The following is a 20816-nucleotide window of genomic DNA, read 5'->3' as shown; positions in this document are numbered from 1 at the left end:
GGTGCGCACGCGGCGACCGCAGGGTTCGCGAGGACAGCGACGGACAGGAGCGCGGTGGCGGGGCCGAAGCACACCGCGGCGATGGCGAGGGTGGCGAGGAGTTTCTTGAGCATGATCGGTCACCGCAGCGGGTTGTCGAGCTGCGACAGACGCAAGAGCGCGCAGGTCTCAGTGACCGAATCAGCAGACGGCGGTGCTGGGTCTCGTTCGAGTGTGCAGGTGAGGAAGACGGTGAACGCCACCTCATGAGTGGTGGTGACTGGGTCGGTGCCCCAGTAGCCGGTGCGGTGGCGAGTGCCCGTGACCGTGTACGCGATCGTGCCGTCGGGAATCTGCCCCGGCGCCGCCTGCGCCATCGCGTCCTCCCACACGACCGGGACCTCGATGGTGTCGATGGAAAGCCACTGCCTCGTCTGATGCGTGCGCAACTGCGCCCACGCTTCCTGGCTCGGCAGATAGGAGCGCACATCGGAGGCTGCGGCGTCAGCCTCCTCGTCAGCGCTGACATCGGCAAGCATTTGCGCATAGTCGGCAGGCCCGTATCCACTGGCCGTATCCCAGGTGAACAGCGCCTTCGCGACCGCGACGGCGAACTCCTCTGGCCCACTTGTCGCGACCACCGGCTCCGGCCCGGCTGGCGACCTGTCTGCCGGGTGCGTCGCTGCTGGGCTGTCCGTCGGAGCTGCGCTTCCCGGTTCGGTGGTGTGTGGTCCTCGGATGAGGCCGTAGACGCCGACGCCGACGAGGATGAGCAGGATGAGGCCGCCGGTGATGGCGGCGATGAGCATGGTGCGGCGGCGGCGTTCTGTGGGGTCCATCCTGGTGTCCTTCCCGACAGTGAGCGGATCACCAGACAGGTGCACTCACGCGCCCATGAATGGAAGGGATGCGGGTGGGTTCAGGCGGTGTCGCGGCGCGCGTTCCGTGCAGCACGCGCGGCATCAAGGAATGCGATCGTCATGGTGACGGCGTGCTCGAACATCACCCATTGCTCGTTGGAGAGGGCGGGGCCGATAGCTGTGGGGTCGTAGCGTTCAGTCCAGGTGGAGAGTTCATCCCAGAGGTAGACGAACGAACGCACCGGCAGAAACTCCCGTACTGGTTCCTCGACGGCGCGCAGGCGCGCGGATGCGAGCTGGTTGGGGCGCTTCTTCGTCGCGGTCTTCGCCCGCTCGACCGCGATCTCCGCCAACCGTTGCAGGTCCGCAGGTCGTGCCGTTTGTTCCAGGTCTCTGAGGCGTGCGGCGCCTGCTGCGGCGGCGTCACGGATACCTGCTGGTTGCGTCGGGTCGGTGGCGAGGGTGTCGAGTTCGGCGAGAGCTTGCGCGGCACGAATGCGATGCTGCGCCCCGGTGATCGACTCGCCCGCGTCGATCCGCTCAAGCTCACGGGACGCCCGTTCCCGCACATCCTCGGCCTGGGAGAGGTCAGCGGCGATCTGCTGCAGTTCGTTGATGCGTTCCAGTGAGGTGTAGGAGTTGCGGCCGGTGACCATGAGCGCGGCTTGCTGACGGGTTTCGCCCTTTTGCGGTGCCGCCACGGTGGCGGCACCGTGTGACCTGGGGTTTTCTTGTTTCGAGGTGAACCGTGACGCTTCCTGACGACCCGCCGCATCCTGGGCCATGAGCGCTTTCAGCTCGGCATACAGGGTCGCTTCCTCAGTGCGGGTAAGCGGCTTGTGGAGAAGATTATCGTCCTGCTCTGCGAGGAGCTGCCCGAGCGGGGTGGAGATACCGGATCGCACCCACACGTTCACGGTCTTCCACCCGAGTTTGCGGATCGCGGCGAGACGGCGGGCACCGCAGATCAGCATCCCATCAGGGGTGATCGTGATCGGCTGCAACAACCCATCCCGCATGATCGAGGCCACGAGGGAATCGAGGTCGCCGTAGTCTTCCCGGTGACGGCGGCCTGCCCAGATCGAATCGACCGCCCGCTCCAGCTCGATATGGCCTGGCTCGCTCACGGCCGGCCCCGCATTGTGCCGGGAGCGGCGACCTTGATCGCCGTCTCCAACTCGCTATCGGTGATGAGGTGGCGGAGGGAATCGCCGATCAGCAGCCGCAACAGCACCCCGCGCGCCGCATTCGTGCCGACCAGGTGCGCATCGGGTGAACCGAGAATGATGCGCAGCAGCCGATACCAAGACGGGGCGGGGATGTCGAGGAGGGCACGGGCGTGACGATCCCGACGCAAAGACTCATACGCGCCGGCACGAGAGACGGATTCGGCCAGGCGTGCGCAGATGCACTCCACCGCGGCACGCGCCATCTCCGGCTCCCACCCATGCCAGCACAGCAACGCGATGGTGTCCTCCACCGCAGACTCCACACCCGTCGCCCCCGAGTCGTGCGTCTCGTCGTCAGCATCTTCCTCATCGTCGGTGAAGGGGTCGGCGCGGAACGCGGGGTGGTAGTCGGTGAGAGGGTTCTCGCGGTCTGAGAAGCGCTCGGCGTCATGGAAACTCGAGTACCTGGGGCGGCGTGCTTGATGCACCGAGCACAGCAGCCCGTTCGCACGGTTCTCCGCGATGCAGGTGATCTGCACGGCACGGGTGATGACCGCCCACGGATCATCCGCCCGGCGGACAGCGGCGGTGCGCATCGCCTCGAACGCCGCTGTTGCCGCCTCCCACGGGTCAAGCCCATGCTTCCTCGCGAGAGCCGCATACTTCTGAGCGGCGTGCCGCATGAGGGCTGCCGCTTCCGGGTCGCTGCGCCAGGCGCCCGGCCCGTCGATGTCGAGGCGGGTGAGGAGTTCTCGGAGTCGTTCGGAGTTCTCGAAACCGCGCCGGCGATTGCGTCGACTGTGATCGTGATCGGGGTCGTGATGTTGTGGCATGGTGGCACCTCCTGACAGGAAGGTGCGCACCGCATCCCCGTCAGCCTGGCCCGGCGCATCCCGGAACACGGGTCCTCACCCCAGCCCGATCCCAGACGGTCGCACCCACGACGAAGAACGATGCCGCTCCTGCGGCTCGAACACGTCGAACGGCTCAAACACCGACGCCCCACCGGGCACCGCCCGTTCGACGCGGCGATCCCGATAGTCACGGACACCAGTTCGGGTCGCCCGGTAGGCGCGTCTTGGTGCGCGGCGGGCACGATGCGCGAGCTCGGTCTGGAGGTTGATGCCGCGGCCGGCGATCCGGGCGGTGCTCGATGCGATCAGATCACTCGGCCGCACCCATGCGATTCCGCGCCCTACTCGCGAACCAGAATCAGTGCCTCTGGTGAGTGAGGGGTCGCGATGCACAGCGAACGCCGAACGCTCCGCTTCCGCCGCGTCACTCGGCTCGATTCTTGCCTCCTGCAACTCGGTGTGGTTCGTCTCTGCAACGTCGTTCACGGTGTCTCCTCCTTCGCTTCAGCACCGAACCAGCGACCCACGGTCGAGGGGTGCACCCCCAGGTGCCGGGCGATCTGCTTGTTCGACCACCCCTCCACCTCCCGCAGTTGCGCCGCCTCCGCCCGCCGCTCACTCACCGACCCCACCGCGACCGGTAGCGAGGGCGTGGGCGCGTCTTCCAGCCCCAGCACGACATCATCGGTCTTCACCTCAGTCAGTACGGCCGGAGGCAACTCCGGCGTTGTCTCGCTTACCTCCGTGACGGACGGGATGGGGCGGGTGAGGATGACGGTGAGGTGCGTGATTGCCAGCAGCACCAGCGGCGGGATCGCAGCGACCGACGCGGCGAGCACACTGGGGACATCGGTGTCGGCGGCGATGATCGCGTGGATCGCGTTCGCAGTCACCGACACCACAGCCCCCGCGGCAAGCAGCGTCCAGGGGTATAAGGTGGGTCGGTGCTGACTGGCGAGGGCGACGACGGCGACGGTCGCGACGACGATGATGCCGTCCACGATCAACGGCCACGCCCACGCCTGCCCCACGTCAGTCCCAGACCGACGCGCCAGATCAGCAAGCGCCGTGAACGACAGCCAGAACGCCCCGCCTGCGATGAACACCGTGCCCGTGATCGCCGTCACCACCGCCAACCGGCGACCCCGCGGCATCACCGTCTCCGCGGTGCTCATCAGAGCACCCGTCCTGGAGATTCGCGCACGAGACGACGCTGATCCACGGGTTCTGCAGTTCGGGGTGCGGGATGGGTGGTGCGATAGGCGGAGCGGATCGTCGCCATGATCTCTCGCGACCCCAGCCCCGCATGTTCAGCCGCCGGACCGAGAGCTTCGAGCGTCGCATCCGGTGAGGTTCCGGCTTCGGCGAGACGGCACGCGGCCCAGAACAGGCCCCGGTTCCGCTCACCCTCACCGCGCCCCGCCACCCATCCCGCGAGCACCTTCGCATCCGAACCCCGCCGCTCCAAACGTAGAGCACGGGCACGTTCGAGCGGGATCGGCGTGCGAGGGTCGAGGAACTCGCGCAACCGCACCGCATCCACCGGCATTGGGCTGTTGCCGGCGACGATCAGCCGGTACGGGGCACGCACCCCGCCGGGGCGGAGCACGCGAGAGGGCGGGGCGATGATGTAGCCGCCGTCACCACGGAAATCAACATGCGCCCGCGCCACTTGCCGCGAAGACTGCGACCGCTCCGGGTCTGCCGGGTAATAAGCGTGGAGCCCGCCCGAGGGCGTACGCACGAGCGCAGCCCACCCTGCGGCGAAGCCTTCATGGTGTGCATTGCGAAACGCAGGGAAGCCGGTGCCAGTGGCGTGCACGTCGACATCAATGACCTCCAACCCGGACGCCGCACCCGTGGGGATGCCGATGTTCGCGGACGGCCACCTCGACCACCATTCCGATATCTGGGCGGGGTCAGCGGTGGCGTCGTGGAAGCCGCGGCGCACCAGTGGCCGCTTCTCACCCGGCACACACGGAAACACCGGAACCCCCGCCGCCGCGAACCGTGCTGCGGCCTCGTGGAGCGGCACCCGGCTGATCTCGGAGAACAGATCAACGGCACCCATCAGAGACTCCTCGATGAGGATGCGACCGGATGGCGTGGTTCCTCAGCCAACGAATCAGCAGCCGCCTCAACCGTCGCCACGGGAGGCTTCCTCGCGGGGATGTCACGGGCGAGGCCGGGAGGATCACCGTTGCCCAGCTGCACCGTCGGGAGCTGATCAAGAATCGCGGCAGCGGTCTTGCGGACTCGTTCGCCGGTGGCTTGGACGACCTCGACCGGGGACTTCTCCGGCACCGTTGCCGCCCACCCGGACACATATGGCACTGTGTAATCGCTGGTGTCCATGCCGTGCGCGGCAGCGACCATCAACGCCACCGAATCCGCCTCCACTTCACCGATTCCGCGATGCCCTGTCGCGTCAGGATTGTCCGGCCCGTGGAGGAGAACGTGGGCTAGCTCGTGCACGAGAGTCTTCACCTGCGCGGCGTCGGGCATGTTCTCCCGCACCGCCACTGTCTTCGCACCAAAGTCGGTGAGGCCATTGGCGCCGAGGATCACGCCCTCGTGCGGCACCCGCATCACGGTGAACCCTTGCGCCTCGACTTGCGAGGTGATGCCCTCCCAAAGCCCGTCGGGCGCCTCGCCTTCCAGGAGCCGCGGGGATGGTGGGGTAGGGATCGGATCGCCGGCGGTCTGCGAGACATCCCAGACATAGGCGGGGCGGACACCGACCATGCGCGACCGCACCGCCTCACCGGGCTTCGGCTTCTCAAACCGACCGAGCCTGCGCCACGACTCCGCCGCCTTCGGCGTGAACGACGCGAACCGGCCCGTGACCGGGGCGAGGATCATGTACCCTGACTGGCCCTTCGAGACTCGCCGGCCGAGTGCCTGCCACTGCTTGAATCCCGCCACATACGACGGCACCGGCTCCGGCACCCGGCCTGCCTCGAACGCAGCCTGATGCTGCACGAAGATCAGCAGCGTGTTGTTGAACGAACGGGCACGAAACCTGGCCGCGAACTCCAACGCCTGCTTCCAGTCCTCACCCGACACCAACGACTCCACGGCGCCGGTGAGCTGTTCGTGTAGCGCGTCGAGCTTCGCATCCCGCGCAGCCCGAGCTTCTTCGGTGATCGCCATCATCGTCCTCCTTCCGCAAGTCTCCGCACACGGCGGGTGACCTCTGCGACCAGAAGGTGCGCGAAGGAACTCAGAGAAGACAATCGAGACGGACGACGGACAGATTGTGGGCGACCGTCAGGTGCATCACTGAACCCGACGTGGTCAACCCAGCACTATCTCAGAAGTGCAGACCCCGGTGATCCGACCATCGGATCATGACCGTTTCCCCCGGCGTCACGCGCATTTAGTCCGGGTGCATCGGTGATGGCGTCTTGTGGCTGATGCGCCGATACTCGCTCGGGTTGACGCCGACGCTACGCCGGAACTGACGAGACGCGAAGTCAGGATCACTCCATCCGACCGCGCTCGCGATGGCAGTGATTGGCAAGTCGGTTTCTCTAAGTAATTGCGCCATCCGTTCTGCACGCAGCATTGTCAAATACGCAATAGGTGATTTGCCGAATGCGTCGACGAATATGCGTCTGAATTGAGACGGTGACAGGTGGACTAGGTCGGATAGTTCACTTACCAACCACCGTCGATCAAGATCTTGGCGAAGGAGTTCTGCAGCTTTACGAGCCTCTGGACGCAATGGTTGAAACGCACGATGTCGAGGCATAGTCGGATTGACAGTGCTGCGTTGCGTGGAGGTTCTCCGCTGACCAGTCGTCTCAAGATTCGGAACGACAACATGGAGCACGGCGGACAAGAGCGATTGAACTCGGTAAAAGTGTTCTGAGGCTAGGGCGTGTCTCGTAAATTTTCTTGATAGAGCTGGGATCGTGGAGTCATGTCACGATTCCAGCTCCTTTCGGATGACCAATGGGAACTCATCGCGGATCTGATGCCCGGCCCGACCGGGAGAAAGGGCCGCCCGTTCGCCGATGCCCGCACGATGGTCGAGGGCATCATCTACCGGTATCGGTGCGGGATCGCGTGGCGCGACCTTCCCGAAGCGTTCGGGCCGTGGCAGACGGTATGGCGGTGGCACCGCCGCATGGCCGGTGATGGCGCCTGGGATCAGGTGCAGCAGCGGCTACACGCGCTCGCGGATCGCGAGGGACTCATCGACTGGTCGGTGTCGGTGGACTCCACGATCGCGCGTGCGCATCAGCACGCGACGAACGTGTCACGCCTAAAAAAGGGATTCGTCGAATTACAAGAATCTGCTGATCGAGCCGCTTGACCACGCGGTAGGCCGCTCCAGGGGTGGCCTGTCCACGAAAACGCATCAGCTGGTCGATGGGCAGGGTCTGCCGCTTGTGACGATCTGCACCGCAGGTCAAGACGGGGACTCGCCGATGTTCGTCCCGCTCATGGAGCACGTGCAGATCGGCCGCCGCACCAGACCCGATGCGGTCTTGGGTGACAAGGCGTACTCGTCACGCAAGAACCGCGAGTATCTTCGAGAACATCGCGTCGAGGCGGTCATTCCTGAGCCCCGCGACCAGCAAGCACACCGAAAGCGCCGCGGCCGTACCGGTGGCAGGCCACCGAAATTTGATGCCGAGAAATACCGGGGCAGGAACGTGATCGAGCGTGGCTATTGTCGGCTCAAGCAATGGCGCGGGCTCGCGACCCGTTACGACAAGCTCGCGATTGTGTACCGGGCCGCGGTCGTCCTCAATGGGGTCGTAGCCTGGCTCAACTATTTACGAGACATACCCTAGCCCTTTTGCGCTCAGGTCGGTCAATTCGTCTAACCATGGCATGAGAACTCCAGCTCGTTCCTCACCAAGGCGCACTACTTGCGTCGGCTCTGCGTAGTTTGTGTCGAGATATTTGCCTGCATCGAGACGGTCTTCGAAAGCTGCGACGTGCTGCCAGAACACTTGGTCAACGACATAATCTCGATCCAAGTACAGGGTTGTCGTTGTTACTCGTCCCTCAGGTTCAGCGCCGCAGAGTGTGTTCGCGGACAACACAACAACATCACCGAGATTGACATGGACACATCCGAACTCACTAAACAGTCTTGAACTGCCAGAACGAATGACAATGATCTTCACGCAGTCGAAAGCGACAGGCGGAACTAGAGAGTACGCTGACTGCGTTCGAACGCTGATTGGCGTGTAGTCCGCGCGCGAGGAAAGCGTGGCTTGTGGCGCTTGGGGCGTGTCGATCATTCTTCTGTATTGATTGAGCCGCCGGTATCACGTTCGTGGTTGGTGGATGACTCGGAGTCTTGGCTTCGTGATTCGTTGCGGAGTATTCGGAGCGAAGCGCCTAGGCTGCGTGCGAATTCTGGGAGTTTGGGGCCAGCGAACAAAACGAGGATGAGTGCGGCGAGGATGAGCAATTCGGGTGCTTCCAGTCCGCGAAGCATGTGGCTCTCTTTCCTGTCAGGTCCGCTGACATTGGGGGTGTACATGTCGGGCGGGGCAGGCGATTGCGCGCCTACCCCACCTCGGCGTGGTTATGCGCGTTCGAGTTGTTTAGTGAGTTTGTCTCCTTCGATGTCGAGGTCGGGAAGGGCGCGGTCGAGCCAGCGGGGAAGCCACCAGGCTTTGTCGCCGAAGATCGCCATGACCGCCGGCACGAGGGTCATGCGGACGAGGAACGCGTCGACAAGGATGCCGAACGCGAGCGCGAATCCGACTTGGGCGATCATGGGTTCGGGGTTGAAGATGAACCCGGCGAACACGCTCGTCATGATGATCGCGGCGGCGACCACGACGCGACTGGCGACCGCGAATCCGCGGGTGACGGATTCGGTGCCTTGGTACCCGTGGACGTGAGCTTCTTTCATGGAGGAGACGAGGAACACTTCGTAGTCCATCGCGAGCCCGTACAGGACGCCGGTGATGATGATCGGCAGCAGGCTCAGCACGGGTGCGGTGGCGTCCATTCCGAACACCGGTTGCAGCCAGCCCCACTGGAACACCGCAGTCGTGGCTCCGAAGGTCGCTGCGACTGAGAGGAGGAACCCGAGGGTGGCTTTGAGGGGGACGATGATGGAGCGGAACACGAGCAGCAGCACGATCAGCGATAGCCCAACGACGACCCCGATGTACAGGGGTAGAACATCGGCGAGGCGTTCGGAGACGTCGATTGCGAGGGCTGCGAACCCGGTGATGCCAAGATCCACACCGTAATCGTCCGCGAACTCTGGGGCCAGGTCACGGATGTGAGTGACGAGGTCCGCGGTCTCCTGGGAGGTCGGTGCGGTCTCGGGAACGAGAGAGAACACGGCGGTCGTACCTTCGTCGTCAAGTCCGCCGAGGGAGACCGCTTCGACGCCGTCAATGTTGCTCAGGTCGGTGTATAGGGCGGCGAGGTCGGTCGCGGGGATCGTCTCATCATCGGGTGAGGTGGCGACGACGACGAGGGGGCCATTGTATCCCTCGCCGAATGCGTCACTGGTGACCTCGAAACTGTCACGCTGCGGGGTGTCCGGGTTGTAGCTCGCCCCGGACGGAAGGCCGAGGTTCATGTCCAGGACTGGTGCGGCAATCACCCCCGCGATCACGACTGCGCCGACCGCGGCGACCCACCTGTTCTTTACGAGCAGTCTGGACCAGGTGTTCGCAATGCGGTGCGAAGAACCGGTGTCGTGCGCGGTGCCCGCATTCAACCGTGCCTTCTTCGAGCAGATGCGTTCCCCGATGAACCCGAGCAGGGCGGGCAGAAGGGTGATCGCGGAGAGCACGGCGATCAGCACGGTCGCGGCCGCGGTGAGTGCCATCGTCGTGAGCAGCTGGATCTGCACGACCATGAGTGCGAGGAGCGCGATGATGACCGTGGTACCGGCGAAGAACACGGCGCTGCCTGCGGTGCCGATCGCGCGGGCGGTGGCTTCGGGGGCGGTGAGGCGCTGGTCGAGGATGAAGCGGCGTTGCCGGTTCACGATGAACAGGGCGTAGTCGATCCCGACCGCCAACCCGAGCATCAATCCGAGCACCGCGGTCAGGGAGTGCATCGGGACGAAGCTCGAGATCGCGAACGCCCCGCCCACACCGACCGCGACACCCGACAGCGCGGACACCAGCGGCAAGCCAGCCGCGACAAGCGAGCCCAGTGTGACGATCAGGACGAGCGCGGCGATGAGCACGCCGACGACCTCCCCGACACCGATCAGTTCAGGGATCTGGATCATCGTCGATGAGGGCAGTACCTCCACGTTCTCACCTTCGAACGCGGACTCGGCGGCCTCGATCGTGTCGTCCACGGTCCCCTCGGGGAGCTCGAACGTCTGCGCGTCAAACACGAACTGGAACAGCGCGGTCTCACCATCGGCAGAAATCACGACACCCGGGACGGGCATCTGCTCCACGACGAGCGGCATGGGCGCATCCGATGCGGGGGTGCCCTCGGCGGCCTGTGCCTGCGCGATCGCGCCGGAAGCCTGCAGCAGCAGACTTTCGGGACCCTTCGCCAGCTCATCGGCCATCACCTCACGGGCATCGATGACGTGCTCCTCGGCGTAGACCTCCTCGACGGCGTCCAGGAGCGCGGCGAGGTTGTCGCCCTCGTCGATGCGCTCCCCGTCAGTGGAGTGCAGGGCGAGGATGCCCTGCCCGCCGGACGCATCGGGGAGACGGTCGGCGAGATCGTCAATCACTTCCTGCGCGGCCGTCCCATCAATGCGGATCTCATTGCTGAGCTTCGGGGGGCTCATCACGATCAGGCCCACGATCGCGGCGATCAGCACCACCCAGATCGCGGTGACCCACCACTTCCCTCGGTACGCGAGCGCACCCCATCGATACAGCAGTGACGACATCCGACATCCTCTTCTCTTTCCGGGCACGCGTGGCCCGTGAGGACCGCGCACGCCGCCTCAACGCGAACAAGTGATAGTGAGCTATCACTTGTGATAGTCTGGTATCACATTGCGAGGTTGTCAAACTGACACGGGAGGAGCGGACGATGAATGCGGGTGTTATACGGGTGGATGCGGCGGCGAGCATGTCGAAGATTCTCGGCGCCGCGCGGCGGGTGTTCTCCCTAGGCGACGGATCAGGCACCTTGAATCGGATCGCGAAAGAGGCCGGGGTGGGGATCGCGACCCTGTACCGGCATTTCCCGAACCGGGAAGCGCTTGCCCTCGCGGTCTACGACGAGGTGTTCGCGGCCGAGGTGCAGCCGATCTTCGATGAGTTCGAGAAGACGGACGCGCCCCGCGATGTGCTCCTCGAACTCGGGGAACGTCTTCTGGCTGTGCTTGACCGCGAACGGGGCCTCGTGCGCTCGCTCGCAAACCTGGCCGAAGCGACCCGTGAGCTGATGAGCCGCAACACGGATGCGAACGAGCAGGCCGTGCGGCGCGCACAGGCAGTAGGGACATTGCGGGCAGATATTACCCCGGAGGACATCCCGAACCTGATGACGATGATCGCCGCCGGATTCGGGTCCATCCCCGTGGGTCCGCACCGTCGCCGTTACCTCAGCCTGCTACTGGACAGTCTGAACCCCGCCCAGGCCCACCGGCTGCCCGCCATCTGACCCCATGAACCCTAGAAGAAGGATGATGTGATGCGATCCGTAAGGGACGAGCCCGGCTCTGTGCGGCCGATCGTGGGACTTGCGCTCGGTGGTGGCGGTGCGCTGGGGGCTGCGCATGTCGGTGTGTTGCGCGCGGTGCATGAACACGGCATTCACCTGAAAGTCATCGCTGGAACCAGCGCCGGCGCACTCGTCGGTGCCGCATACGCCGCGGGTCTTCCGCTGGCGAAGATCGATCAGAACGTAAGGGATGCAGACTGGTCCGTGTTCGGACGCCTCCGCCCCAGCCCACGCTTCGGCCTCCTCGACAGCGCTGCTCTGCTGGATACGATCGACCGGCTTGGCGGGGAACCGTTGATCGAGGACATGCCACGCCGGTTCGCCGCGGTCGCCACCGACCTCCGCACCAGGCAAGGAGTGATCCTCGATTGGGGCCGCCTCGGACCCGCGCTGCGGGCGAGCATCGCCGTGCCCGGAGTCTTCTCACCCATCGTGATCGGCGACAGGCTGCTGGTCGACGGCGGTCTCGCCGCAAATCTGCCCATCGAAGCAGCACAGCATCTCGGCGCGACGTTCACGATCGCAGTCCGGTTGAGACCGGAGTGGGAGTACGTGCCCGTCGTCCGCTCCGCGGACGCGATCGCGGAACTGGAGACTCGCTCCGATGTGCTCGTGATCCGCCCAGACCTTGCCGGCCTCTCGCAGTGGTCGAGAAACGATGTACCGCGCATCATCGACGCTGGATATCGTGCCGCGCACGATGCGCTCCAGGATTGGAGGGTCACACAACGCCATGCCGCCTAAGACTGGTCCCTTCACCGACACCCGAGCGACCATCCTGATCGGCGCAGACACGTTCTTCCCCGATATCAACGGGGCCGCTCGGTTCACTCAAGACCATGCGGTACGCCTCGCCCGCCGCGGCCACGATGTGCACATCGTCGCCCCCGCCACGAACACGCGGTCCCTCTCTCGGACGGAAGTATTCGACGGGCAATGGATCACCGTGCACCGGCTCCGGAGTGTGAAATGGCCGCTCCACGACTGGCTGCGCGTCACTCCGCCCTGGGAGGTGCGGACCCAGGCCCGCCAGATTCTCCTGAATGTCGCACCTGCGGTAGTGCACATACAGTCCTTCATCGACATCGGCCGGGGCCTTGCCTACGAAGCTCACAAACTCGGGGTGCCCATCGTAGCCACTAACCACGTCATGCCCGACAACATCGTCGAATTCAGTGGCCTCCCCGAACGCTTCCACCCCCGACTGACCAGATACGGGTGGAACCTCGCCTCGAAGGTCTACTCCAAAGCAGACATCGTCACCAGCCCCACCGCGATCGCCGCGAGATACCTCGAAGCACAGACATCACTCCTCGACGTGATCCCCGTCTCCTGCGGTATCGATGTCGACCGCTTCACCCCGAAGCAGACACGACCCGTCGAGAACCGGGTGCTGTTTGTCGGTCGTCTCGACCCAGAAAAGAACCTCGCCACACTCCTGACCGCGTTCAACTTCATCTCGGCAGAGTTCCACGCACACCTGGACATCGTTGGTAGCGGTTCAGAACGCTCCCGCCTCCAAGAACACGCACAAGCCCTCGGCATCACAGATAGGGTCACCTTCCACGGTTACGTCGGTGATGATCAACTCACCGACATACACCGCCGGGCAACCGTGTTTGTCATGCCGTCCACCGCCGAACTGCAATCCATCGCGACCCTCGAAGCTATGGCCTCGGGAACCCCCGTCATCCTCGCTGACGCAATGGCCCTCCCACATCTCGTCACCTCCGGGCGCGAGGGATACCTCGTACACCCACGAAACGCTCGCGAGTTCGCAGACAGCATCGAACGCATCCTGCACCTCGAACCCGAAAAGTACATGCGGATGAGCGAGGCCGCCCTCGCGACCGCCCGCACCCACGACGCTCTCACCGTTACCGCGCAGTATGAACAGCTCTACCGCCAAACCTGGACCCCTGTGGCATGAACGAGCACGACCCTGCACCGATCCAGTTCCTCACCCCGCAAGGGCTATACCAGCCAAAGGCGGTCGCGGAACCGTATGCGACAGACGCCGAGACGCTCAGCACCGACGACCTCCTACGGTTCTACCGGGAGATGACCCTCACCCGTCGGCTCGACGACGCATCCACCGCACTCCAACGACAAGGTGAGCTCGCACTGTGGATCCCCTCCTACGGTCAAGAAGCCGCGCAAACCGGATCCGCACACGCACTGAGCCCCCTCGATACGGTCTTCCCTTCTTACCGGGAACATGGCGTCGCGCTCGCGCGCGGCATCGACTTCGTCGACATCCTCGCCGTGCTCCGCGGCAACACCTTCAGCGGCTGGGACCCCGAACAGACCCGGTTCCGGCTCTACACCATCGTGCTCGCCGCCCAAGCTCTCCACGCCACAGGGTACGCGATGGGTATCAGCCTCGACCAGCAGGCCGGACGGAAGCCCGAGGGCGAAGAAGCCGTGATCGTCTACATCGGTGACGGTGCCATGTCCGAAGGAGACGCCAGCGAAGCGCTGATCTTCGCCCGCACCTACAACGTGCCGGTCCTGTTCTTCGTGCAGAACAACCAGTACGCGATCTCCACCCCTGTGGCGACGCAAACTGCCGTGTCCTACGCCAACCGTGCAGAAGGGTTCGGGATCCCCGGATACCGCATCGACGGCAACGACGTGATCGCAAGCTACACCGTCACCAAACACGTCATGAACCAGGTGCGCAACGGTGCCGGCCCGGCACTCATCGAAGCGGTCACCTACCGGCTCGGTCCCCACACCTCCTCCGACGACCCCACCAAGTACCGCAGCGCAGAAGAATACGAGCACTGGCAGAAACTGGACCCCATCCCGCGACTACGCGCGCACCTCCAATACCGCGGCATAACTGACGACATGTTCGACCAGATCGACGTAGACAACAACACGCACGCCATCGATGTCCGCCAACGAGTTCTCAGTCTGCCGGATCCTCGCCCTGCTGAAATGTTCGACCATGTCTACAGTGACCCCCACCCCACCATGATCGAACAAAAGGATTGGCTTACACATTACGAAGCATCATTCGAACCGTGATGATAGATGTCCGATAGGCGCAGGAGAGTGATGATTGCTGCTACGGCTTGGCGAGGGAGTACACCATTTCCAAGCGCAGTGAGTTGCTGATTCACGGACAGGCGGTTGCGCTCCGATGTGACCCAGCCGAGAGGGAGGCCCATCAGCCACTCGACGAACTCCGGTGCGGGGCGTGGGTCTGTCTCGTCGCTCGATAGAGAGGGGGACGGAGCAGCCCTGCCAGTGATCTGCTCCCACCGAGTCACGACTTCGGCGTATCTTCCCCAGCGTCGAAGAGCTGCCCGATTAGCGACCACAGGTACTCGGGCTCTTTGCGCGGGTATCCGTTCGGGCCGTGGAGTGCGAGGTCGATGATCTGATGGCTCAGCGCGATCGTGCCGCGTCGTGCTTCCACCTGTTGCAGGCTCTCCCCGCCGCGGGAGGCATCCGATGCCAGCGGGGTTCGGAAGAGCGCGGCGGGCGAGGATGAACACGCGGTACCTGGGGTGCGGTGCGCCGATGGCGGAAGCGCGTAGACCGATCCATTGCGCGTCATACCGGAGGTCGGCCAGGTCTCCCAGAACTGCTCCTGCTGCCCGAAGAGGTCGAGTTGCGGCTTCTCCCAGATCCCACGGGTCGGGTTCCACACAGCGAGGGGTTGCACTGTCGAGGGTTGCGTCTCCGGGGTTGCTTTGCTCATTGTTATCTCCTTCGAGGTTTGCGCGGAGCGCGGGGGGCGGAGAGCAGACCGCGGACGTTTTCGATGACAACCCAGTCGGGTTGCAGCGCGTCGATCGCTGTCGCCATGTGTGCCCAGAGGCCGGAGCGGGTGCCGGGTTTCAAGCCGGCCATCTTCCCGACCGTGGACACGTCCTGACAGGGGAACCCGCCGCAGAGGATGTCCACCGGTGGCACGGTGCTCCATTCGATGGTCGTGATGTCACCGAGGTTTGGGGCGTCTGGCCAGTGGTGTGAGAAGACGCGGGCGACGGGTTCGTTGATCTCGGAGAACCAGAGGGTCTGATGTCGGTTTGGTTGACTCTTGTCCGCCAGTTCTGAACGTGCTGGCTGGGAGGATAGAACCATGGCGAAATACTCGGAGGAGTTCAAAAAAGACGCGGTCGCGTTAGTGCGGCAGGGTGCGACACAACGAGAAGTCGGACGAGATCTTGGAGTCTCAAAGTCGGCGCTGTCGAAATGGGTGGCTGATGCTGAACGGCGTGATGCTGGCCTACCCGTGACGAAAGACGTGACCGCGGCGGAGGATGCGCAGATTCGTGAGTTGATACGCCGCAATAGGCTCCTCGAGCAGGAGAACGAAGTGCTTAGGCGGGCAGCAGCGTATTTGTCGCAGATTCATATCACGCCCCCAAAATAGTGTTCCCGCTCGTCCAAGAACTGGCCGCGAAGGACGCCCCGATCCGGGTGCCTGTCGTGGTGGCGTGTCGGGTACTCGGGTTTTCGAAACAGGCGTACTACCAGTGGGTAAAGCAGCCAGTTTCGAAACGCGAAGCTGATGATCGGCATCTCATCGGGGTGCTGCGTACGCTTCATGCTGAAGATCCCGAGTTTGGGTACCGGTTCCTCGCTGACGAGATGCAGGGCCTCGGCTATGCCGTCACTGAACGGCGTGTGTGGCGGCTGTGCAAACAGGCAGGCATTCGATCAGTGATCACGAAGCGGAAGGGCCGTGCCAGTCGTGCTGGTGCTCCGGTGGGTGACGATCTCGTCGAGCGCCAGTTCACCGCCCAGGGCCCGAACCGGTTGTGGTTGACCGACATTACAGAGCAATGGACGAACGAGGGTCGCCTGTACATGTGCGCGGTGAAAGACGTCTGGTCTAACAAAGTCGTCGGCTACTCAATCGGGCCACGCATGCAGGCATCGCTTGCGGTGGGGGCGCTTGAGAACGCGGTCATGCAGCGCGGTCGTCCGGTCGGGACGGTGGTGCACTCAGACAGAGGCGGTCAATTTCGTTCCCAGAGCTTCCAATCGGCGTTACGTCGGCACCAGTTGCAGGGCTCGATGGGGCGCGTGGGTGCTGCTGGGGATAACGCGGCGATGGAAAGTTTCTTCTCGCTTTTGCAGAAGAATGTTCTAGATCGGAAGGTGTGGGAGACCCGGGAAGAGCTTCGTTTGGCGATTGTTTCTTGGGTTGAGGGGAAGTATCACCGGAAGCGTCGCCAGCGCAGGCTAGGGAGACTTACCCCAGTGGAGTTTGAAGTTGTTAATGTAGGCAGCGTCGCACTCGCGGCGTGAAGAGAAACCCGAGTCAACATAACCGACATCAGACCCGATCGTTTGAGCGTCGAAGACCTCCTCGACGGCGAGGTCCAGTCCGCCGTAGCCGGAGAACAACGATCCGATACGCAATGGCGCGGCCGGATGGGTGAAAGACTGGTCTGCCACGGGCGAACCTCCTGGAACGGTGATCCCCGGAGCCGTGCTGCGGCGCCGAGCTGGTCACCAACCAGGTGCACGAACTCGCCCACTGCCACCGGCTCAACAAGCCCCCGCCCAGCTCGCGCGGCAGCCATCAACGGCTGGCCCACTTCTCACCCCTTCGCGGTTCGCTTCAATGGATTGTCACGCGTCTTGCAAGCGAGGAGCGCCACCGTCCGAAAGTGACCTCAGAAGTCACAGAGCCGCGGGCTGTGGGGCTCACCTTCGGGGTGAGGATAGGTGGCTGCTGGTGACGGTTTCGATGCGGGTGATGTCCGCCGGCGACGGCTACAAGTACCTCCTGCGCACCGTCGCGTCAGGCGACGGCGACCGCGTACTTTCCAGCCCGCTGACGAGGTACTACACCGAAGAAGGAACCCCGCCGGGCCGTTGGATAGGGTCAGCGGTCTCCGCGCTCGGAGGTGGTGCAATCGCCGTCGGCGATCAGGTCTCGGAGCAACAGCTTCAACGCCTGATCGGGCTGGGGCGTGACCCGGTGACCGACCGGGCACTGGGGAGCGCGTACCGGAAGTATCCGACCGTCACTGAGCGGATCGAGCGCCGCACCGCGAGGCTCGACGCAGGCCTTCCAGTGACAGAGCGCGCCCAGGCGGTCGCCGCAATAGAGGCGGAGGAGAGTGCACGCGGCGCCCGGAAGGCGGTTGCAGGGTTCGACTTCACGTTCTCGATTCCGAAGTCCGCGTCGGTGCTGTGGGCGGTGTCTGACGCGGGTACGCAATCACTGATTGCGGAGGCGCATCATGCGGCGGTTGCGGAGATGGTTGCGTTCATCGAACGCGAGGTTGCTGCAACCCGTGTCGGTGCCGCAGGACGCAATGGGGCGGTTGCGCAAGACGATGTCTCTGGCGTGATCGCGACCGCGTTCGATCATTACGATTCGCGGGCTGGTGATCCGCATCTGCATACGCATGTGGTGATCTCGAACAAGGTGCAGACCGTCCACGATGGGAAGTGGCGCTCTCTCGACGGGCGACCCCTCCATGCTGCGACGGTCGCTCTCTCCGAACTCCACGAGGCGGTGTTCGCCGACCATCTCACCCGCGCTTTCGGTGTCGAGTGGGAAGCTAGAGACATGGGACGTGACCGCAACCCCGCCTGGGCGATCAGCACGGTGCCGGAGAGGTTGGTGGCGGAGTTCTCGTCCAGGTCCAGACAGATAGATCAGGAGAAGAACCGGCTCATCGCTGAGTATGTTGCCCGTCACGGCAGACAACCATCGCTGGCGACGGTCATCAAGCTTCGAGCGCAGGCGACGTTGGCGACCAGACCGGAGAAGCAGGTTCGCTCGCTTGCGGACCTCACCGGCGAGTGGCGGGAGCGTGCGTCGCACCTGCTCGGCGAAGACGCCACCCGCTGGGCACACACTGTCACCGCGAACGGCACGTCGCTGCTGTTGCGCGCAGATGACATGCCTTTGGATGTGATCACTTCCCTTGGCCGGAGTGTGGTTGAGTCGGTCGGTGAGAAGCGGTCGACCTGGCGCAGATGGAACCTCACCGCCGAGGCCGCCCGCCAGACCATGCTCTACCGGTTTGCGACCACTGTGGATCGTGAAGCTGTCGTAGGAATGATCGTCGATGCGGCGGAGCGCGCCTCCCTCCAACTGACTCCGCCCGAGCTCGCATCCAGCCCCGCTGTGTTTCGCCGGGCGAATGACACGAGCAGGTTCCGTCCGATCGCGTCGACGGTGTACTCGTCGCCTGACATCCTCGCGGCAGAAGATCGGCTACTCGAACGCGGTCGCACCATGACCGCACCCACAGTGGCGGTCGAGGTCATCGAGAAGGTCACCCGCCGCCCGGATCGCGACGGACGGCTCCTCGCCGATGACCAAACAGCAGCGCTCACCGCTGTTGCGACATCAGGACGCGCAGTCGATGTGCTGGTCGGCCCTGCTGGCGCTGGGAAGACGACAGCAATGCGTGCCCTGCGTACCGCGTGGGAGCGTGAGCACGGGCGTGGCAGCGTCGTCGGCCTCGCACCGTCAGCGGTCGCCGCACAGGTCCTCGCCCATGATCTCGGTATCAAGACGGAGAACACCGCGAAGTGGTGGCAAGACCACCAGAACGCGGGCACATCGTTCCGCAAGGGGCAACTGGTGATCGTGGACGAAGCCTCCCTCGCCGGCACCCTCTCTCTGGATCGCATCACGGAGCACGCAGCCGAGATGGGTGCGAAAGCGCTGCTCGTGGGTGACTGGGCGCAACTGCAATCCGTCACCGCCGGCGGCGCGTTCTCTTTGCTCGTCCACGACCACGCCGACGCCCCAGAACTGGTCGACGTGCACCGCTTCGTCAACGAGTGGGAGAAGACCGCCTCCCTCGATCTCCGCCACGGACACCCCGAGGCCATCGATACCTACGCCGAACACGACCGCATCACCGGCGGCGACACCGAGGCCATGATCGACGCCGCCTACACCGCCTGGCGCACCGACACCCTCAGTGGAGCTTCGACGGTGTTGATCGCGGACTCGAACGAAGCAATGAATGCTCTGAACCAGCGCGCCCGCGCCGACCTCATCCTCGATGGCACCGTGGACGCCCGCCGCGAAGTCGCCCTCCAAGGAGACGCCCGCGCCGGGGTCGGTGACACGATCATTACCCGGAAGAATGACCGCCGGCTCCGCACCCCGCGGGGATGGGTACGCAACGGTGACCGCTGGGTGGTGACCAACCTCCGAGACGATGGATCACTCACCGCCCGCCGCGCCGATAGCCGCGGCACTGTGATCCTCCCGGCCGACTACGTCTCCGATCACGTTGACCTGGGGTACGCAGTTACGGCACACAGAGCGCAAGGAATCACGACCGATACCTCGCATGTGCTCATTGATCCATCCACGACCAGGGAGAACCTGTATGTCGCAATGACCCGCGGCCGGCGCACGAACCTCGCATATGTCGCCACCGACCGCCCCGACGACAACCACACCAGCCCGCACCCGGCGGATGACTCGGATGCGACCGCGCGGAGCGTGCTCTATGGAGTGCTGCAGCACGTCGGCGCGGAACTCTCCGCGCACGAGACGATCATCGCCGAACAGGAGGCCTGGGGGTCAGTGGCGCAGCTTGCGGCGGAGTACGAGACGATCGCGCAAGCCGCCCAACACGACCGCTTCGCCACCCTCATCCGTCAATCCGGCCTCACCCCGGACGAGGCAGAAGACATGATCCATTCCGACGCATTCGGGGCGCTCACCGCCGAACTCCGCCGGGCGGAAGCGAACCATCACAACATCGACGCCCTCATGCCGCGCCTCGTCGCAGCACGCGGTTTCGGCGGCGCCGATGACATCGCTTCCGTGCTCCATCACCGTCTTGCCCGGGCTACCGTTAGACCCGCCGGTTCCGGGCGCACCCGCAAGGCGCCCCGCCTGATCGCCGGCCTCATCCCGGAAGCCACCGGGTCCATGAGCGCTGAGATGCGGAAGGCCCTCACAGAACGACGCGAGCTGATCGAAGTACGCGCCGTGGCCGTCCTCGACCAGGCTCTCACCGAACGTCAGGAATGGGCGCTCACACTCGGAGACATACCCGCCGTGACGAGAGCCGCAGCAGCGTGGAAACAGCAGGCGCGAACCGTGGCTGCGTACCGGGACCGGTACGGCCTCACCGCGCGCACGCCGCTCGGTCCGGCACCCGACAGTGACGCGCAGAAGATCGACGCCGCACGAGCGAAAGTCGCCCTCGCAAGACTCCGCGATGTCGCTGGCACCGAAGGACGCGAAGACCCATCACGGACGGCGCGACGTGAAGGTGTGAGACGAGGGTTGTGACCGATTGCCCTTCCAAATGTCTCCGGTGCGGCGTAGTCTTGAATGTGAGGCGGATTTCTCC

20 protein-coding genes are annotated in these 20816 nt (G+C 64.3%); 7 read left to right on the top strand and 13 right to left on the bottom strand.

All coding sequences use genetic code 11. The annotated features are described in order from the left end of the window. Nucleotides 1–119 precede the first annotated feature (119 nt). The 8 genes from EVS81_RS13305 to EVS81_RS13270 all read right to left on the bottom strand — a co-directional run bounded on the left by EVS81_RS13305 (nucleotide 120) and on the right by EVS81_RS13270 (nucleotide 6616). On the bottom strand, nucleotides 120–818 hold the full coding sequence (locus EVS81_RS13305; protein ID WP_130110793.1) for a hypothetical protein: 699 nt from the start codon (nucleotides 816–818) through the stop codon (nucleotides 120–122). Nucleotides 819–898: 80 nt separating this feature from the next. Then, on the bottom strand, nucleotides 899–1966 hold the full coding sequence (locus tag EVS81_RS13300; protein WP_130110792.1) for a ParB N-terminal domain-containing protein: 1068 nt from the start codon (nucleotides 1964–1966) through the stop codon (nucleotides 899–901). After that, on the bottom strand, nucleotides 1963–2841 hold the full coding sequence (locus EVS81_RS13295) for a hypothetical protein (protein ID WP_130110791.1): 879 nt from the start codon (nucleotides 2839–2841) through the stop codon (nucleotides 1963–1965). Before EVS81_RS13295 ends, EVS81_RS13300 begins: the two co-directional genes overlap by 4 nt. A gap of 75 nt (nucleotides 2842–2916) precedes the next feature. After that, nucleotides 2917–3186 carry a hypothetical protein gene (locus tag EVS81_RS13290; RefSeq protein ID WP_130110790.1) on the bottom strand — a complete coding sequence of 90 codons (270 nt, stop codon included), beginning with the start codon at nucleotides 3184–3186 and terminating at the stop codon, nucleotides 2917–2919. Nucleotides 3187–3344: 158 nt separating this feature from the next. Then, complete coding sequence (locus EVS81_RS13285) at nucleotides 3345–4037, bottom strand: DUF2637 domain-containing protein (protein ID WP_205879342.1); 693 nt, start codon at nucleotides 4035–4037, stop codon at nucleotides 3345–3347. Beyond that, nucleotides 4037–4933, bottom strand: a complete 897-nt coding sequence (locus EVS81_RS13280; protein ID WP_130110789.1) for a bifunctional DNA primase/polymerase — start codon at nucleotides 4931–4933, stop codon at nucleotides 4037–4039. Before EVS81_RS13280 ends, EVS81_RS13285 begins: the two co-directional genes overlap by 1 nt. Beyond that, nucleotides 4933–6015: an ArdC-like ssDNA-binding domain-containing protein gene (locus EVS81_RS13275; RefSeq protein WP_205879341.1), complete on the bottom strand. Its 1083-nt coding sequence runs from the start codon at nucleotides 6013–6015 to the stop codon at nucleotides 4933–4935. The genes EVS81_RS13280 and EVS81_RS13275 overlap by 1 nt, the downstream gene beginning before the upstream one ends. Nucleotides 6016–6241: 226 nt before the next feature. Beyond that, complete coding sequence (locus EVS81_RS13270) at nucleotides 6242–6616, bottom strand: helix-turn-helix domain-containing protein (protein WP_240739856.1); 375 nt, start codon at nucleotides 6614–6616, stop codon at nucleotides 6242–6244. 171 nt (nucleotides 6617–6787) lie between these two features. Here EVS81_RS13270 and EVS81_RS13265 point away from each other — a divergent pair. After that, nucleotides 6788–7667, top strand: a protein-coding gene (locus EVS81_RS13265) for an IS5 family transposase (protein ID WP_130109595.1) whose coding sequence is annotated in 2 segments (ribosomal slippage) — nucleotides 6788–7144 and nucleotides 7146–7667 — 879 coding nt in all. Because the reading frame shifts where the segments join, the coding sequence is not laid out codon by codon here. Here the strand turns inward: EVS81_RS13265 and EVS81_RS13260 are convergent. The 3 genes from EVS81_RS13260 to EVS81_RS13250 form a co-directional block, all read right to left on the bottom strand. Further along, nucleotides 7650–8006 (bottom strand): hypothetical protein, encoded by a 357-nt coding sequence (locus EVS81_RS13260; RefSeq protein WP_130110787.1) that lies wholly within the window; start codon nucleotides 8004–8006, stop codon nucleotides 7650–7652. The genes EVS81_RS13265 and EVS81_RS13260 overlap by 18 nt on opposite strands. A gap of 113 nt (nucleotides 8007–8119) precedes the next feature. After that, the gene (locus EVS81_RS13255) at nucleotides 8120–8323 is read right to left on the bottom strand and encodes a twin-arginine translocase TatA/TatE family subunit (protein ID WP_130111511.1); all 204 of its coding nucleotides are present in this window, start codon (nucleotides 8321–8323) and stop codon (nucleotides 8120–8122) included. 90 nt (nucleotides 8324–8413) lie between these two features. Beyond that, a complete protein-coding gene (locus EVS81_RS13250; RefSeq protein ID WP_130110786.1) occupies nucleotides 8414–10720 on the bottom strand; it encodes an MMPL family transporter in 2307 nt (768 codons plus the stop codon). 146 nt (nucleotides 10721–10866) lie between these two features. Between EVS81_RS13250 and EVS81_RS13245 the strand changes: the two genes are divergently transcribed. Genes EVS81_RS13245 through EVS81_RS13230 form a run of 4 tightly spaced genes read left to right on the top strand, consistent with a single transcriptional unit; the run spans nucleotide 10867 to nucleotide 14535 of the window. Beyond that, the gene (locus EVS81_RS13245) at nucleotides 10867–11442 is read left to right on the top strand and encodes a TetR/AcrR family transcriptional regulator (protein ID WP_130110785.1); all 576 of its coding nucleotides are present in this window, start codon (nucleotides 10867–10869) and stop codon (nucleotides 11440–11442) included. A 60-nt stretch (nucleotides 11443–11502) separates the two neighbouring features. Beyond that, nucleotides 11503–12246 (top strand): patatin-like phospholipase family protein, encoded by a 744-nt coding sequence (locus EVS81_RS13240; protein ID WP_165384270.1) that lies wholly within the window; start codon nucleotides 11503–11505, stop codon nucleotides 12244–12246. Continuing rightward, nucleotides 12236–13432, top strand: coding sequence for a glycosyltransferase (locus EVS81_RS13235; RefSeq protein WP_165384269.1), 1197 nt, complete (start codon nucleotides 12236–12238; stop codon nucleotides 13430–13432). The genes EVS81_RS13240 and EVS81_RS13235 overlap by 11 nt, the downstream gene beginning before the upstream one ends. Further along, nucleotides 13429–14535 carry a thiamine pyrophosphate-dependent dehydrogenase E1 component subunit alpha gene (locus EVS81_RS13230; protein WP_130110782.1) on the top strand — a complete coding sequence of 369 codons (1107 nt, stop codon included), beginning with the start codon at nucleotides 13429–13431 and terminating at the stop codon, nucleotides 14533–14535. Before EVS81_RS13235 ends, EVS81_RS13230 begins: the two co-directional genes overlap by 4 nt. A gap of 241 nt (nucleotides 14536–14776) precedes the next feature. Here EVS81_RS13230 and EVS81_RS15950 read toward each other — a convergent pair whose 3' ends face one another. Both EVS81_RS15950 and EVS81_RS15945 read right to left on the bottom strand, forming a co-directional pair. Beyond that, on the bottom strand, nucleotides 14777–15214 hold the full coding sequence (locus EVS81_RS15950) for a hypothetical protein (RefSeq protein WP_205879340.1): 438 nt from the start codon (nucleotides 15212–15214) through the stop codon (nucleotides 14777–14779). A 2-nt stretch (nucleotides 15215–15216) separates the two neighbouring features. Beyond that, nucleotides 15217–15600, bottom strand: a complete 384-nt coding sequence (locus EVS81_RS15945) for a DNA cytosine methyltransferase (RefSeq protein WP_205879339.1) — start codon at nucleotides 15598–15600, stop codon at nucleotides 15217–15219. Here EVS81_RS15945 and EVS81_RS13220 point away from each other — a divergent pair. Both EVS81_RS13220 and mobF read left to right on the top strand, forming a co-directional pair. Continuing rightward, a protein-coding gene (locus tag EVS81_RS13220; RefSeq protein ID WP_130109015.1) for an IS3 family transposase occupies nucleotides 15599–16773 on the top strand; the annotation gives its coding sequence in 2 pieces (ribosomal slippage) (nucleotides 15599–15878 and nucleotides 15878–16773; 1176 coding nt in all). The genes EVS81_RS15945 and EVS81_RS13220 overlap by 2 nt on opposite strands. A gap of 445 nt (nucleotides 16774–17218) precedes the next feature. Further along, nucleotides 17219–20755: a MobF family relaxase gene (gene mobF, locus EVS81_RS13210; protein WP_130111509.1), complete on the top strand. Its 3537-nt coding sequence runs from the start codon at nucleotides 17219–17221 to the stop codon at nucleotides 20753–20755. Nucleotides 20756–20816: the final 61 nt, after the last annotated feature.

The sequence above is a fragment of the Leucobacter triazinivorans genome, assembly GCF_004208635.1.
GTDB classification, from domain to species: Bacteria; Actinomycetota; Actinomycetes; order Actinomycetales; family Microbacteriaceae; genus Leucobacter; species Leucobacter triazinivorans.
Note: the sequence above shows the minus strand (reverse complement) of the source record. Positions and strands in the feature narration are given on the sequence as shown.

Bases quoted from the DNA above. Each gene is read 5' to 3' on its own strand.
- EVS81_RS13305 (WP_130110793.1), bottom strand. From the start codon at position 818: ATGGACCCCACAGAACGCCGCCGCCGCACCATGCTCATCGCCGCCATC.
- EVS81_RS13235 (WP_165384269.1), top strand. From the start codon at position 12,236: ATGCCGCCTAAGACTGGTCCCTTCACCGACACCCGAGCGACCATCCTG.
- EVS81_RS13230 (WP_130110782.1), top strand. From the start codon at position 13,429: ATGAACGAGCACGACCCTGCACCGATCCAGTTCCTCACCCCGCAAGGG.
- EVS81_RS13250 (WP_130110786.1), bottom strand. From the start codon at position 10,720: ATGTCGTCACTGCTGTATCGATGGGGTGCGCTCGCGTACCGAGGGAAG.
- EVS81_RS13270 (WP_240739856.1), bottom strand. From the start codon at position 6,616: ATGCCTCGACATCGTGCGTTTCAACCATTGCGTCCAGAGGCTCGTAAA.
- EVS81_RS13275 (WP_205879341.1), bottom strand. From the start codon at position 6,015: ATGGCGATCACCGAAGAAGCTCGGGCTGCGCGGGATGCGAAGCTCGAC.
- EVS81_RS15950 (WP_205879340.1), bottom strand. From the start codon at position 15,214: ATGAGCAAAGCAACCCCGGAGACGCAACCCTCGACAGTGCAACCCCTC.
- mobF (WP_130111509.1), top strand. From the start codon at position 17,219: ATGCGGGTGATGTCCGCCGGCGACGGCTACAAGTACCTCCTGCGCACC.
- EVS81_RS15945 (WP_205879339.1), bottom strand. From the start codon at position 15,600: ATGGTTCTATCCTCCCAGCCAGCACGTTCAGAACTGGCGGACAAGAGT.
- EVS81_RS13255 (WP_130111511.1), bottom strand. From the start codon at position 8,323: ATGCTTCGCGGACTGGAAGCACCCGAATTGCTCATCCTCGCCGCACTC.
- EVS81_RS13295 (WP_130110791.1), bottom strand. From the start codon at position 2,841: ATGCCACAACATCACGACCCCGATCACGATCACAGTCGACGCAATCGC.
- EVS81_RS13280 (WP_130110789.1), bottom strand. From the start codon at position 4,933: ATGGGTGCCGTTGATCTGTTCTCCGAGATCAGCCGGGTGCCGCTCCAC.
- EVS81_RS13285 (WP_205879342.1), bottom strand. From the start codon at position 4,037: ATGAGCACCGCGGAGACGGTGATGCCGCGGGGTCGCCGGTTGGCGGTG.
- EVS81_RS13245 (WP_130110785.1), top strand. From the start codon at position 10,867: ATGAATGCGGGTGTTATACGGGTGGATGCGGCGGCGAGCATGTCGAAG.